This window comes from Streptococcus sp. 79 (assembly GCF_013277425.1).
GTDB classification, from domain to species: domain Bacteria; phylum Bacillota; class Bacilli; order Lactobacillales; family Streptococcaceae; genus Streptococcus; species Streptococcus pseudopneumoniae.
Map to the genome: position 1 here is coordinate 1 of NZ_VMMW01000061.1, position 15,276 is coordinate 15,276.

Annotated in this window: 13 protein-coding genes; 12 read left to right on the plus strand and 1 reads right to left on the minus strand. The window is 39.5% G+C overall.

The window, feature by feature from the left end:
* Positions 1–190 precede the first annotated feature (190 nt).
* The 10 genes from HT729_RS08740 to HT729_RS08790 all read left to right on the plus strand — a co-directional run bounded on the left by HT729_RS08740 (position 191) and on the right by HT729_RS08790 (position 10,147).
* The gene (locus HT729_RS08740) at positions 191–322 is read left to right on the plus strand and encodes a teichoic acid D-Ala incorporation-associated protein DltX (protein ID WP_000813667.1); all 132 of its coding nucleotides are present in this window, start codon (positions 191–193) and stop codon (positions 320–322) included.
* A gap of 20 nt (positions 323–342) precedes the next feature.
* Positions 343–1,893, plus strand: a complete 1,551-nt coding sequence (gene dltA, locus HT729_RS08745) for a D-alanine--poly(phosphoribitol) ligase subunit DltA (protein WP_023934254.1) — start codon at positions 343–345, stop codon at positions 1,891–1,893.
* Positions 1,890–3,134: a D-alanyl-lipoteichoic acid biosynthesis protein DltB gene (gene dltB / locus HT729_RS08750; RefSeq protein WP_050090180.1), complete on the plus strand. Its 1,245-nt coding sequence runs from the start codon at positions 1,890–1,892 to the stop codon at positions 3,132–3,134. The genes dltA and dltB overlap by 4 nt, the downstream gene beginning before the upstream one ends.
* A 13-nt stretch (positions 3,135–3,147) precedes the next feature.
* Positions 3,148–3,387 (plus strand): D-alanine--poly(phosphoribitol) ligase subunit DltC, encoded by a 240-nt coding sequence (gene dltC / locus HT729_RS08755; RefSeq protein ID WP_000351967.1) that lies wholly within the window; start codon positions 3,148–3,150, stop codon positions 3,385–3,387.
* Positions 3,380–4,648 carry a D-alanyl-lipoteichoic acid biosynthesis protein DltD gene (gene dltD / locus HT729_RS08760; protein WP_000919877.1) on the plus strand — a complete coding sequence of 423 codons (1,269 nt, stop codon included), beginning with the start codon at positions 3,380–3,382 and terminating at the stop codon, positions 4,646–4,648. Before dltC ends, dltD begins: the two co-directional genes overlap by 8 nt.
* A gap of 150 nt (positions 4,649–4,798) precedes the next feature.
* Positions 4,799–5,239, plus strand: a complete 441-nt coding sequence (gene adcR / locus HT729_RS08770) for a zinc-dependent transcriptional regulator AdcR (protein WP_001249310.1) — start codon at positions 4,799–4,801, stop codon at positions 5,237–5,239.
* Positions 5,239–5,943, plus strand: coding sequence for a metal ABC transporter ATP-binding protein (locus HT729_RS08775; protein WP_001269496.1), 705 nt, complete (start codon positions 5,239–5,241; stop codon positions 5,941–5,943). Before adcR ends, HT729_RS08775 begins: the two co-directional genes overlap by 1 nt.
* The gene (locus tag HT729_RS08780; protein ID WP_000950032.1) at positions 5,936–6,742 is read left to right on the plus strand and encodes a metal ABC transporter permease; all 807 of its coding nucleotides are present in this window, start codon (positions 5,936–5,938) and stop codon (positions 6,740–6,742) included. The genes HT729_RS08775 and HT729_RS08780 overlap by 8 nt, the downstream gene beginning before the upstream one ends.
* Positions 6,743–6,751: 9 nt before the next feature.
* Positions 6,752–8,257, plus strand: a complete 1,506-nt coding sequence (gene adcA, locus HT729_RS08785) for a zinc ABC transporter substrate-binding lipoprotein AdcA (RefSeq protein WP_000724077.1) — start codon at positions 6,752–6,754, stop codon at positions 8,255–8,257.
* A 924-nt stretch (positions 8,258–9,181) separates the two neighbouring features.
* Entirely contained in the window at positions 9,182–10,147 is a 966-nt protein-coding gene (locus HT729_RS08790) for a DUF3644 domain-containing protein (protein ID WP_000793784.1), read from the plus strand.
* A gap of 1,084 nt (positions 10,148–11,231) precedes the next feature.
* Here the strand turns inward: HT729_RS08790 and HT729_RS08795 are convergent.
* On the minus strand, positions 11,232–12,089 hold the full coding sequence (locus HT729_RS08795; RefSeq protein WP_000833516.1) for a 5'-nucleotidase, lipoprotein e(P4) family: 858 nt from the start codon (positions 12,087–12,089) through the stop codon (positions 11,232–11,234).
* Positions 12,090–12,330: 241 nt separating this feature from the next.
* On the opposite strand from HT729_RS08795, the gene HT729_RS08800 reads away from it, so the two are divergent.
* Positions 12,331–13,230 carry an SPFH domain-containing protein gene (locus tag HT729_RS08800; RefSeq protein WP_000963957.1) on the plus strand — a complete coding sequence of 300 codons (900 nt, stop codon included), beginning with the start codon at positions 12,331–12,333 and terminating at the stop codon, positions 13,228–13,230.
* A gap of 372 nt (positions 13,231–13,602) precedes the next feature.
* The coding region (locus tag HT729_RS08810; RefSeq protein ID WP_240164434.1) for a G5 domain-containing protein at positions 13,603–15,276 on the plus strand (1,674 nt) is incomplete at its 3' end.

A 15,276-nucleotide genomic window follows, 5' to 3' on the forward strand; every position in this document is an offset into this window, starting at 1 on the left:
TTTGATTTTAGTCCAGTATAAAATATACATAGAAAAAGCGCATAATCCTTAAAATAAGCTGAAATCTAGTGAAAATGTACGGTAAACAATTGAAAAACTAGTCTATAAAGTGGTACAATAGTAGAAAAATACTATAGTAAGAATCACTCTTATTTTAGCGAAAAATTACAGAAATGAATGGTTTTTCTTGATGAAACAGAGAAAAGAATTGTACCTTTTTCTTGGTCGGACAGCCTTGTATTTTCTTATCTTTCTAGGGCTGCTTTACTTCTTTAGCTATCTTGGTCAGGGTCAAGGAAGCTTTATCTATAATGAATTTTAACTTGAAGGAGAATTCCTATTGTGTCAAATAAACCAATAGTAGATATGATTGAAACCATTGAGCATTTTGCTCAGACACAGCCTAGCTATCCTGTCTATAATGTTTTGGGGCAGGAACACACTTATGGCGATTTAAAGGCTGATTCGGATAGTTTGGCTGCAGTCATTGACCAACTAGGCTTGCCTGAGAAGTCTCCTGTGGTTGTTTTTGGTGGCCAAGAATATGAAATGTTGGCAACCTTTGTAGCGCTGACTAAGTCAGGTCATGCCTACATTCCAATTGATAGCCATTCGGCCTTGGAGCGAGTTTCGGCTATTTTAGAAATAGCAGAGCCAAGCTTGATTATTGCCATCTCAGACTTTCCCTTGAAGCAGGTTTCTACACCAATGATGACTCTAGCTCAGGTTCAAGAGGCCTTTGCTCAAGGGAATAACTATGAAATCACGCATCCAGTCAAGGGCGATGATAACTACTACATTATCTTTACTTCTGGTACGACTGGTAAGCCTAAGGGAGTGCAGATTTCCCATGATAACCTCCTCAGCTTTACCAACTGGATGATTACAGATAAGGAATTTGCGACGCCAAGTCGTCCGCAAATGCTGGCCCAGCCACCTTATTCTTTTGATCTGTCTGTCATGTACTGGGCACCGACCTTGGCACTGGGTGGTACACTTTTTGCCCTCCCTTCAGCCATTACTCAGGACTTTAAGCAACTTTTTGCGGCTATCTTTTCATTGCCAATCGCTATCTGGACTTCAACACCATCCTTTGCGGATATGGCCATGTTATCAGAAGACTTTAATAGTGAGAAAATGCCTGGCATCACGCATTTCTACTTTGATGGTGAAGAATTGACGGTCAAAACAGCGCAAAAACTGCGTGAGCGATTCCCAAATGCCCGTATTATCAATGCCTACGGCCCAACAGAAGCGACAGTAGCATTGTCAGCTGTTGCTGTGACAGACGAGATGTTGGCGACTCTCAAACGCCTACCAATCGGCTATACCAAGGCTGATTCTCCAACCTTTATCATTGACGAGGACGGCAATAAATTGCCAAATGGTCAACAGGGAGAAATCATTGTTTCTGGACCAGCTGTTTCAAAAGGTTATATGAACAATCCTGAAAAAACAGGGGAAGCCTTCTTTGAATTTGAAGGACTGCCAGCCTATCACACAGGTGATGTGGGAACCATGACAGATGAGGGCTTGCTTCTCTACGGTGGACGCATGGACTTCCAGATTAAGTTCAACGGTTACCGCATTGAGCTAGAAGATGTCTCTCAAAATCTTAATAAGTCTCGCTATATTGAGTCTGCTGTAGCTGTGCCACGTTATAATAAAGACCACAAGGTGCAAAATCTATTGGCCTATGTCATCTTAAAAGATGGTGTTCGTGAGCAGTTTGAGCGTGATATCGATATTACCAAGGCAATTAAGGAAGACTTGACAGATATTATGATGTCCTACATGATGCCGTCTAAATTCCTTTATCGAGACAGTTTGCCACTGACTCCAAATGGAAAAATTGACATCAAAGGATTGATTAACGAGGTGAATAAGAGATGATGGAGTTCTTTCAACAGCTTCCTCATTTAGAGCCATACGGAAATCCTCAGTATTTTGTCTATGTGATTGCTGCAACCTTGCCCATCTTTATCGGTCTCTTTTTCAAGAAACGCTTTGCCTGGTATGAAGTGCTGGTTAGCCTCTTCTTTATCGTCACCATGTTGGTAGGTGGGAAGACCAATCAACTAGCTGCCTTGGGTATTTATCTGTGCTGGGAAATATTGCTCGTACTCTTCTACAAGCATTATCGAAAAAGTAAGGATGGCCAGTGGGTCTTCTACTTAGTTAGTTTTCTGTCCCTCCTTCCGATTATCTTTGTCAAGGTGCAACCAGCTATCAATGGAACGCAGTCTTTGCTTGGATTTTTGGGAATTTCTTACCTGACCTTTCGTTCGGTTGGGATTATCATCGAGCTGAGAGATGGAGTGATTAAGGATTTTACCCTCTGGGAATTCCTCCGTTTCCTTCTCTTCATGCCGACTTTTTCAAGTGGCCCAATCGATCGCTTTAAGCGGTTTAATGAAAATTATCAGACCATTCCTGAGCGAGATGAGTTGATGGATATGCTGGATGAATCTGTTCGCTATATCATGTGGGGATTTTTGTATAAGTTTATCCTAGCTCATGTTTTAGGAGAGACCTTGTTGCCTCCTTTGAAGAATTTAGCCTTGCAGTCAGGTGGCTTCTTTAACCTCTATGCCTTGGCAGTTATGTATACCTTTGGTCTGGAACTTTTCTTTGACTTTGCAGGTTATTCTATGTTTGCCTTAGCCATCTCAAATTTAATGGGAATCCGTAGCCCTATCAACTTTAACAAGCCCTTTTTATCAAGGGATTTGAAGGAGTTTTGGAATCGCTGGCATATGAGTCTGTCTTTCTGGTTCCGTGACTTTGTCTTTATGCGAATGGTCATGGTATTGACCAGAAAGAAGGTCTTTAAAAATCGCAATGTAACCTCAAGTGTAGCCTACGTTGTCAATATGCTAATCATGGGATTTTGGCATGGAGTGACTTGGTACTACATCGCCTATGGACTCTTTCATGGATTAGGCTTGGTCATCAATGACGCTTGGATTCGTAAGAAAAAGACGCTCAATAAGGAACGGAAAAAAGCAGGGAAAGCTGCTCTACCTGATAATCGCTGGATTCAGTTGCTTGGCATGGTTGTCACCTTCCATGTCGTCATGCTGTCATTCTTAATCTTTTCTGGATTTTTGAATGACCTATGGTTTAAAAAATAAAAGGAAATAAAATATGGATATCAAATCAGAAGTTATCGAAATTATTGATGAGTTGTTTATGGAAGATGTTTCTGACATGATGGATGAAGATCTTTTTGATGCAGGTGTCTTGGATAGTATGGGAACGGTTGAGTTGATTGTGGAGATTGAGAACCGTTTTGATATTCGTGTCCCTGTGACAGAGTTTGGTCGCGATGACTGGAATACAGCTAATAAAATCATAGCTGGTATTGTGGAGCTACAAAATGCTTAAACGCTTATGGATGATCTTCGGACCGGTCTTGATAGCTGGTTTGTTGGTTTTTCTGCTCATTTTCTTTTATCCTACTGAGATGCGTCATAATCTAGGAGCTGAAAAGCGTTCAGCGGTGGCTACTACTATCGATAGTTTTAAGGAGCGAAGTCAAAAAGTCAGAGCACTATCTGATCCAAATATGCGTTTTGTTCCCTTCTTTGGCTCTAGTGAATGGCTTCGTTTTGATGGTGCTCATCCTGCGGTATTAGCTGAGAAATACAATCGCTCCTACCGTCCTTATCTTTTAGGACAGAGGGGAGCTGCATCGCTTAATCAGTATTTTGGAATGCAACAGATGTTGCCACAGCTGGAGAATAAACAAGTTGTGTATGTTATCTCACCTCAGTGGTTCAGTAAAAATGGCTATGAGCCAGCAGCCTTTCAGCAGTATTTTAATGGAGACCAGTTGACCAGTTTTCTGGAACATCAATCTGGAGATCAGGCGAGTCAATATGCAGCGACTCGCTTACTACAGCAGTTTCCTAACGTAGCTATGAAGGATCTGGTTCAGAAGTTGGCAAGTAAGGAAGAATTGTCGACGGCAGACAATGACATGATTGAATTATTGGCTCGGTTTAATGAACGACAAGCTTCCTTTTTTGGTCAGTTTTCCGTTAGAGGCTATGTCAATTATGATAAACATGTAGTTAAGTATTTAAAGACCTTGCCAGACCAGTTTTCTTATCAAGCCATAGAAGATGTCGTTAAAGCAGATGCAGAAAAAAATACTTCTAATAATGATCTGGGAATGGAAAATTATTTCTATAATAAGCAGATCAAGAAGGATTTGAAGAAATTAAAGGATTCTCAGAAAAACTTCACCTATCTCAAGTCGCCAGAGTATAATGACCTGCAGTTGGTTTTAACACAGTTTTCTAAATCTAAAGTAAACCCGATTTTTATCATTCCACCTGTTAATAAAAAATGGATGGACTATGCTGGTCTACGAGAGGATATGTACCAACAAACGGTGCAGAAGATTCGCTACCAGTTAGAGAGTCAAGGTTTTACCAATATAGCAGATTTTTCTAAGGATGGTGGGGAGCCTTTCTTTATGAAGGACACCATTCACCTTGGTTGGTTGGGTTGGTTGGCTTTTGACAAGGCAGTTGATCCTTTCCTATCCAATCCCACACCAGCTCCGACTTACCATCTGAATGAGCGCTTTTTCAGCAAAGATTGGGCGACTTATGATGGAGATGTCAAAGAATTTCAATAAATAATATAGAAGAGTTCAAGAATGAAGCCGATTTTTACGTTTTTTCTTGACTCTTTTTTTGCTTGTGATATAATTAACTGGTAAATAAAATTCTACAGAATAGTATTTTTCTCTTAAAAATGGAGAAATCCAAAAGGAAAGGAGTCAGATATGAGACAGCTAGCGAAGGATATCGATGCTTTTTTGAATGAGGTGATTTTGCAGGCAGAAAATCAGCATGAAATTCTAATAGGTCATTGCACTAGCGAGGTGGCTCTGACCAATACCCAGGAGCATATTCTCATGCTTTTGTCAGAGGAATCTTTAACAAATTCAGAATTAGCTCGTCGCCTCAATGTCAGTCAGGCGGCAGTTACCAAGGCCATTAAATCTTTGGTCAAGGAAAGCATGTTGGAAACATCTAAAGATCCTAAGGATGCGCGTGTGATTTTTTATCAGTTGACTGATTTGGCTCGTCCAATTGCTGAGGAGCACCACCATCACCATGAGCATACACTTTTAACCTATGAACAAGTGGCGACTCAGTTTACTCCAAATGAACAAAAAGTGATCCAGCGGTTTTTGACTGCTTTAGTAGGAGAAATCAAATAATGAGATATATTACGGTAGAGGATTTATCCTTCTATTATGATAAGGAGCCTGTTCTTGAACATATCAATTATAGTGTTGATAGTGGGGAATTTGTTACCTTGACGGGGGAGAATGGAGCGGCTAAGACGACACTCATCAAGGCCAGTCTTGGAATTCTCCAACCACGCATTGGTAAGGTAACTATTTCAAAGACAAATACGCAGGGTAAGAAATTGAGAATAGCTTACCTTCCTCAACAGATTGCCAGTTTTAATGCTGGTTTTCCAAGTACAGTTTATGAGTTTGTCAAGTCGGGTCGCTATCCACGAAAGGGTTGGTTCCGTCGTTTGAATGCTCATGATGAGGAGCATATCAAGGCTAGTTTGGACTCAGTTGGTATGTGGGAACACCGAGACAAACGCTTGGGGTCTCTATCTGGAGGACAAAAGCAGCGAGCGGTGATTGCGCGTATGTTTGCTTCTGACCCAGATGTGTTTATCCTAGATGAGCCGACAACGGGGATGGATGCAGGAAGTAAAAATGAATTTTACGAACTCATGCACCACAGCGCCCATCATCATGGCAAGGCTGTTTTGATGATTACCCATGATCCTGAAGAAGTTAAGGACTATGCGGACCGCAATATTCATCTAGTCCGTAACCAAGACTCGCCATGGCGTTGTTTCAACGTTCATGAGAATGATCAGGAGGTGGGTCATGCTTAGTTTATTATCTTATGACTTTATGCAGCGTGCCTTTCTGGCGGTTATTGCCATGAGTCTCTTCTCGCCAGTATTAGGAACCTTTCTTATCTTGCGCCGTCAGAGTTTGATGAGTGATACCCTCAGCCACGTCTCGCTTTCGGGTGTAGCTTTTGGTCTGGTCCTAGGGATTTCTCCGACTATTTCAACTATTGCTATTGTCTTGATTGCGGCGGTCTTTCTGGAGTATCTCCGTACGGTTTACAAGAGTTTTATGGAAATCGGGACAGCAATCCTCATGTCAACGGGTCTGGCTGTTTCTCTGATTGTCATGAGCAAGGGGAAAAGCTCGAGTTCTATGAGTTTGGACCAGTATCTTTTTGGTTCGATTGTGACTATCAGCGAAGAGCAGGTCGTTTCCCTCTTTGTCATTGCGGCGGTTGTTTTGATTTTGACCTTCCTCTTCCTTCGTCCTATGTATATCCTGACCTTTGATGAGGATACGGCCTTTGTGGATGGCTTGCCAGTTCGTACCATGTCTATTCTTTTTAACATGGTGACAGGGGTGGCCATTGCTCTTATGATTCCTGCAGCAGGAGCTCTTCTGGTATCGACCATTATGGTCTTGCCAGCTAGTATTGCCCTGCGTCTGGGGAAAAACTTTAAATCGGTTATGCTGTTAGCCAGTGCTATTGGATTTTTGGGAATGGTAGCAGGACTTTACATTTCCTACTATGCAGAAACACCTGCAAGTGCAAGTATTACCATTATTTTTGTAACTGTTTTCTTACTAATTAGTTTAGTAAGACGTTTTATCAAATAGGAGACTAAGATGAAAAAAATTAGCTTATTGCTAGCCAGTTTATGTGCCTTGTTTTTAGTGGCTTGTTCCAATCAAAAACAGGCAGATGGCAAACTCAATATCGTGACAACCTTTTACCCTGTCTATGAATTTACCAAGCAAGTCGCAGGAGATACTGCTAATGTAGAACTCCTCATCGGTGCTGGTACAGAACCCCATGAATACGAACCGTCTGCCAAGGCAGTTGCCAAAATCCAAGATGCAGATACCTTCGTTTATGAAAATGAAAACATGGAAACTTGGGTTCCTAAATTGCTAGATACTTTGGATAAGAAAAAAGTGAAAACCATCAAGGCGACAGGCGATATGTTGCTCTTGCCAGGTGGTGAGGAAGAAGAGGGAGACCATGACCATGGAGAAGAAGGCCATCACCATGAGTTTGACCCCCATGTTTGGTTATCACCAGTTCGTGCCATTAAACTAGTAGAGCACATCCGTGACAGCTTATCGGCAGATTATCCTGATAAAAAAGAGACCTTTGAAAAGAACGCATCTGCCTATATCGAAAAATTGCAAACATTGGATAAGGCTTATGCAGAAGGCTTGTCTCAAGCCAAACAAAAGAGCTTTGTGACTCAGCACGCAGCTTTTAACTACCTTGCCTTGGACTACGGTCTCAAGCAAGTATCAATCTCAGGTCTCTCACCAGATGCAGAGCCATCAGCTGCACGTCTGGCAGAATTGACAGAGTACGTCAAGAAAAATAAAATCGCCTATATCTACTTTGAAGAAAATGCCTCACAAGCCCTTGCTAACACACTTTCAAAAGAGGCAGGTGTCAAAACAGATGTCCTTAATCCTTTAGAAAGTCTGACAGAAGAGGACACCAAGGCGGGAGAAAATTACATCTCTATCATGGAGAAAAACCTCAAGGCTTTGAAACAAACAACGGACCAAGAAGGTCCAGCAATCGAGCCTGAAAAGGCAGAGGATACCAAGACAGTTCAAAATGGTTACTTTGAGGATGCAGACGTCAAGGACCGCACCTTGAGTGACTATGCAGGTAACTGGCAATCAGTTTATCCTTTCCTTGAAGATGGAACTTTTGATCAAGTCTTTGACTACAAGGCTAAGTTGACTGGTAAGATGACTCAGGCTGAGTACAAGGCCTACTATACAAAAGGCTATCAGACAGATGTGACTAAGATTAATATTACTGATAACACTATGGAATTTGTTCAAGGTGGACAAAGTAAGAAATATACTTATAAGTATGTTGGAAAGAAAATCTTAACTTACAAGAAAGGTAATCGTGGTGTGCGCTTCCTCTTTGAAGCGACAGATGCGGACGCTGGACAGTTCAAGTATGTTCAGTTTAGTGACCACAATATCGCCCCAGTTAAGGCAGAACATTTCCATATCTTCTTTGGAGGCACCAGCCAAGAAGCCCTCTTTGAAGAAATGGATAACTGGCCAACCTACTACCCAGATAACCTATCTGGACAAGAAATCGCCCAAGAAATGTTGGCACATTGATTAGAAACCGACTAGTTCATAGGAGCTAGTTGGTTTTTTGATACTAGATGGCTAACTTCATTATAGACCTTTCCAGAACTTTAAAAAATAAATAAAACTCTTGAAATATCTGGATCTGTATGTTAGAATAATTTTATCGGATAAGGTTCATTAGAACACCAAAGCCCCTAACTACTGCCATAGTTAAGGGGTGTTTTGGTATATTCTACAGGAATAGAAAAAGACCCTCTAAACTTTGTAGAGAGCCTTAAAAAATCAAAATAAAAAGATACCCCCCAGCACATAGGAATGCTCAACCTTTCAGTCTACCCCATTCTGGGACCCAGCGTTTATCCTTCACAAGTTATCTTATTGAGTCCATTATATCACACTTATGGAAAATGTAAGAAATTTGTATAGTATTTTTAAATGAATTGATGAAAAATCAAATACCTTTCAGAACTAAGGAACTTTAAATAATAAATAAAACTCTTGAAATATCTGGACCTGTATGTTAGAATAAAATCGATAGGCAAGGTTCATTAGAACACCAAATCCCTTAACTAGTGCGATAGTTAAGGGGTGTTTTGGTATATTCTACAGGAATATATAATCCTAGTTTTCTAATTTGCTCTTTGATTTTTGTTGAGTATAAACATTTTAACAAAAAAGTTAGTCTTTAATAAAAGAAGCGATATAGTGATATTAGAAATTCTCTTGTAATTCTGATATGTCTGCGTATTTTTCGTAAGTTACCTGTTTAGTAATCAGATGTCAGTTAAGGGCTTGATGTTTTATAAAAGAAAATTATGGAGGAAGGGAAATCCGACTTTATAAACTAAACTGTAAAAAACGGCAAATTTGACAAATGAATAAGAAAAAAATAAAAAGCAACTGTTTTTATTAAAAAGATTGCTTAATAGTTAGATTGGAGGGAAGAAAAATATGAAAAATTTAAGTCAACGACTTGTTGATAAAAGTGTTGAGGCCTTTATTATGGGGCTGGAAATTTACAACAAGCCTACAATCAAATATCGTATTGAAGGATTCAGTTTTTTCATATGTAATGCTTGGGAGTTGATGTTGAAGTCTGAAATGCTAAATAGAAATCTATCAATCTATTTTAAGGATAATCCAGATAGAACTCTCAGCCTTGAAAATGTTATCAAGAAAATTTATTCCGATGATAGTACACGAATTCGACTAAATCTGGAGCGTATTATTGAGCTTAGAAATATCAGCACACATTATATTACAGAGGATTACGAACTAAAGTACGCTCCACTATTTCAAGCGTGTGTACTTAACTATGTCAATGAACTTCAGAGATTTCATGGTAGAGACATCACTGAGACCATTGCACAAAATTTCCTAACTATATCAGCAAGTTATGAGCCTCTGACAAATGAACAAATCAGACTAAAATACCCAGCGGAAATTGCAGAAAAGTTTATTCAGCAAGCAAATGCTATAGATGTTCTTGTTTCTGAGTATAATTCAGATAAATTTGCAATCGGTGTAAAACAAAACCTATACATCACAAAGAAAAAGTCTGAAGCTGACTTCGTTGTCTCAATTGCAAATCAATCTCCCTCTCAAGTAGCAATAGTAAAAGATTTAAAAGATCCATCAGAGACTCACAAATATTCATACGGGAATATCATCTCAGTTGTAAATGATCGATTAAACAAGAAGAATATCAAATTAAATTATAAATCTGGTTTCAATCAATATGTTCTAACCTTAATCATTGATTTCTATTCAATAAAAACTGACGAGAAATTTGCATATTACCATAAAATAGGTAAGTCTGAGCACTATACCTATTCACAGCAATTTGTTGACTTTATCATTACAGAAATAGAAAAAGACCCTCTAAACTTTGTAGAGAGCCTTAAAAAATCAAAATAAAAAGATAACCCCAGGCACATAGGAATGCTCAACCTTTCAGTCTACCCCATTCTGGGACCCAGCGTTTATCCTTCACAAGTTATCTTATTGAGTTCATTATATCACACTTATGGAAAATGTAAAGAAATTTGTATAGTATTTTTAAATGAATTGATGAAAAATCAAATACCTTTCAGAACTAAGGAACTTTAAATAATAAATAAAACTCTTGAAATATCTGGGCTTATATGCTAGAATGTAGTTAATGGATAAGGTTCATTAGAACACCAAATCCCCTAACTAGTGCCATAGTTAAGGGCTTTTTTGACGTATCTTAGCGATTTAACGGGTGTTGATAGGCTAGTCAGTCGGTCTACTTCTTACCATCTAGCCATTTGCAAACGAAATACAAGATGATTCCAGCTATGACGTCTGCTATAATAGTAAGAGCGAGCTCTGGGATAAGGCTCATTAGTTTCACCTCCTCTCACGAACCCATAGGAACGTAATCGGTAACCGATGACAAAAGTATTATACCACACTAAATTTAGATCATCAAGGTCACTTAATGCTTGAACTATTGTAGATTATATGCTAGAATATAGTTAATTGATAAGGTTCATTAGAACACCAAAGCCCCTAACTATTGCCGTAGTTAAGGGCTTTTTTGACGTATCTTAGCGATTTAACGGGTGTTTATAGGCTAGTCACTCGGTCTACTCCTTACTATCTAGCCATCTGCAGACGAAATACAAGATAATTCCAGCTATAACATCCGCTATAATAGTAAGAGCGAGCTCTATGATAAGGCTCATTAGTTTCACCTCCTCTCACGAACCCATAGGAACGTAATCGGTAACCGATGACAAAAATAGTATACCACAATAAATTTATATCATCAAGGTCACTTAATGCTTGAAATATAGGGTCTAGGCGACAAAGTCTTTAAAATCAGAAAAACGTATAGTATCAGATGTATAAAAGCTTGATGTTATATCAATTAAAAAAGTGGATAGGAAAGTTTTCTGATTATCAGAATTCCTTCCTATCCACTTTTTGAAGATTGTAAGTTAACCTTAGTTTATATAGAATCAGCTTATTTGTTTTATTTATTAAAACCTTGCAAAGCCTTTTGGCGTTCTTCCACTTGACCTTTAGCATCCAATTTATTGCCAGCGTAGACAGCTGTTTCCCATGATCCGTACATTGGATTTGGGAAGATGATGAATTTTTCACCGAATTCTTTTTGCAATTCTTCAAGTTGTTTATCACGGTCAGATTCAGAAATCTTCGAAAAATCTGCAAAGTCTACGAGGTTATCACCAAATAGTAATACTAGATTAGTTTTCTCTTGAACTGCTTGGCGACGCCCTTCTTTGGATTTTACACCACTTTCTAAGAGCATGAGGTGATCACGCCCTTGTACAGGGATTCCTTCGTTTTCTAGATTTTTAATCGTAGCATCTATTTGATTAACTGAGCGGTCAGAAATATAGTAAATTTGGATGCCGTTTTGATTGGCAAATTGAAGAAACGTCTTGGCTCCTGGGACGGCTTTTGCTGCAGCTTTTTGAACCCAAATATCCCAATTTTCAGGTGTGAATGCTGTTCCGTCTTTGATATTTTGAACTTGATAAGGACTATTATCTAAGACTGTTTCATCTAAGTCCAAAATGATTGAATAAGGCTTGTCTGATTCTGTTTTCAGTAATTCCTTTAGACGATCTGTGGCAACATTATAACCTTGTAGATACAAGGCTTTGGTTTCAGCTGATTTTTGATACCAAAGGGTTGACATAGTATTTTCTCTTGACCGTAGTTGGTCATATGTCATTGTAATCTGATTATCAGATGAGCTCTTATTGCTTGTCTGTGTTTCTGTAGACTTTGTTGCACAACTAGATAATAAGACGACAGATGCAAGTGCAGAAAGGATTGTAACAGTAGTTTTTGCTGATTTCATGAAATATCTCCTATTCATTAATTTCATAAATAGTATAGCACGAGAGAAAAGTTAAGGCAAGTCATTCTCTGACTATGGATGAAGATTCTATAGAAGTTAATGCAGTGAAAAAAAGAGATTACTAACTTGAAATGCAGTTTCACCTCTAATTATTGACATTTCAGGAAAAATCGCAGTAAAAACGGCACAGCCTTCTTTAAATGTGATATAATACTAGAAAAATACTTGTGGAGGTTCCATTATGGCAATATTTTTCATGATTTTTCTGATTGTTTGTGTGCTCCTATTGGTGATAGTCACACTGAGTACAGTTTATGTGGTTCGTCAGCAGTCGGTGGCGATTATTGAACGCTTTGGGAAATACCAAAAGGTTTCCAACAGCGGTATTCATATTCGCTTGCCTTTTGGGATTGACTCGATTGCAGCACGCATTCAGTTGCGCTTGCTGCAAAGTGATATTGTGGTTGAGACCAAGACCAAGGACAATGTGTTCGTGATGATGAATGTAGCGACTCAGTACCGTGTCAATGAGCAGAGCGTGACAGATGCCTACTATAAACTCATGCGTCCAGAATCTCAGATTAAATCTTATATCGAAGATGCTCTTCGCTCTTCTGTTCCCAAATTAACCTTGGACGAATTGTTTGAGAAAAAAGATGAGATTGCCCTTGAAGTTCAACACCAAGTAGCAGAAGAAATGACCACTTACGGCTACATTATCGTGAAAACCTTGATTACTAAGGTGGAGCCAGATGCAGAAGTTAAGCAATCCATGAATGAAATCAATGCGGCGCAACGCAAACGGGTCGCAGCGCAAGAATTGGCAGAAGCCGATAAGATTAAAATTGTCACTGCAGCTGAAGCCGAAGCAGAAAAAGACCGCCTTCATGGTGTGGGGATTGCCCAACAACGTAAGGCGATTGTGGATGGATTGGCAGAATCTATCACCGAACTCAAGGAAGCCAATGTTGGCATGACAGAAGAACAAATCATGTCCATCCTTTTGACCAACCAGTATTTGGATACCTTGAACACCTTTGCCTCTAAAGGAAATCAAACCATCTTTTTACCAAATACTCCAAATGGTGTGGATGATATCCGTACACAAATCTTGTCAGCTCTTCGCGCTGAGAAGAAATAATAGACTAAAGAGCTTGGCAACAGGCTCTTTTTGCATTGCGTTTATTAAGAAAAACAAAAAATATTGATATACATTTATACTCAATGAAAATCAAAGAGCAAACTAGGAAGCTAGCCGCAGGTTGCTCAAAGCACTGCTTTGAGGTTGCAGATAGAACTGACGAAGTCAGCTCAAAACACAGTTTTGNNAACCATACCTACGGCAAGGCGACGCTGACGTGGTTTGAAGAGATTTTCGAAGAGTATTAAATAAAAATTATTGTATGTTGTTGCCCTTAACTTGGAATGATAAGGGAATAACTAGAAAGATTTGTGAATATAGACTATTTCTGATATACTAAATATACAGTAATAATGAATGATGGGAGATGGGATGGAAGAATTTCAATTTGAGAGAAAGCAGCGTTTTTCTTTGAGGAAATATGCAATAGGAGCTTGCTCGGTCTTGCTAGGAACGAGTTTATTTTTTGCTGGTATGGGTGCTCAACCTGTACAGGCTACCGCAACGAGTTCAACACTAATTTCAAGTCATTATTTGGATGAGCAGGATTTACCTGAAAAGCTGAAATCTGAGTTGCAATGGTTTGAAGAAAATAAAATTGAGGTAAAAGAGGGAAAAGAATACTACTTTATCTATCGAAAATTGGCTACAAGATTACCAGAAACAGGTCTTTTTTCTAATGATGGGATGTTTATCTTGGGAGCAGGATTATTATTGCTTTCCTTCACTTTAATCAAGAGAAAAAGGGGAGCGTCTTACTTCCTTGTGACAGTCTTTGCTGTTGGTGGCTGGGTAGCATCCATCTCTGCTTTAGAAAATTTGGTAGAATTGCAACCAGCCCTTGTTAAGAGAGTAGAAGGTCAGTTTCTACCAAGTCCTGAAAGAGTCCAAGGATACGAATTTACGGGATATTATTTGGTAAGAGATAGTGCTAGTAAGGAACTTTCTGTTGATAAGGTAGAGTCGCCAGCATTATCTCAAAAGGAGGAAAGTTCAGAACCTCAATCTAAGAAGATTGTACCACAGACTGCATCTCATTTTAGCTCGACTGAAGACCTTGTGCAATCTCCTCAACCATCCTACGCAGTTGAGAAAATTGTTGAAGCTCCTGATGAAATTGTGCCTATAGGGCCTAAGGAAGAAGTTGCAGGAAATCCCAAAGTAGAACAACCGAAAGCAGAAGATAATAGTGATTATAAAACAAGTCCTGAGGAAGGTGTGTTAAATGCCACAGTAGAGAAACCAGAATTGCTAATCACTACAGAGGAGGTTGTTTTCCAAACGATAGAACAAGAAGATGCAACCTTAGCTAAAGGGCAAACTAAAGTTGTTCAAGAAGGTGTTGTTGGTGAACGCACCATCTATACGGAAGTCACTATCGTTAATGGGGAAAAATCTAGCAAAGTTATAGAAAATATAATCACAAAAGATCCGGTGGACAAGGTGATTGTAGTTGGGACTAAGGAAGAAGTTGCACCAAAACCAACACAACCTGTAACTCCAGATCTAGAGGAAAGTAGACCAGTTCAACCTGAAAAAACTCCAATAGTAGAGAATGAAACAGAGACAAAACCAGCTGATGGAATAGGACAATCAAGACCAGGAGCAGAAGAAACGCCGGGTACAGAAGCAACACCAGGAGAGAAACAAACACCTGACAAACCCAAAGCCGAGCCGAAGCAACCAGAACCAGCAATCCCAGCCGTGGAATCAGGGGGTGAGGAAAATCAAACTCATGCCCCACAAGGTACTGAGTCTAATCAACCATCTAAAGAAACTGCTGAGACCAAAGATTCTGAACCAGCAATCCCAGCCGTGGAATCAGGGGGCGAGGAGAATCAAACTCATGTCCAACAAGGTACTGAGTCTAAGCCACCATCTAAAGAAACTGCTGAGACCAAAGATTCTGAACCAGCAACCCCAGCCGTGGAATCAGGACGCGAAGAAGATCAATCTCTTGCGGAACAAAAGGGTGAGGAGAAACAGCTGGAGAATTCAGTTGAGGGGGTAAAAGATGTTGGTGAGTCTGCCCCACAAGGTACTGAG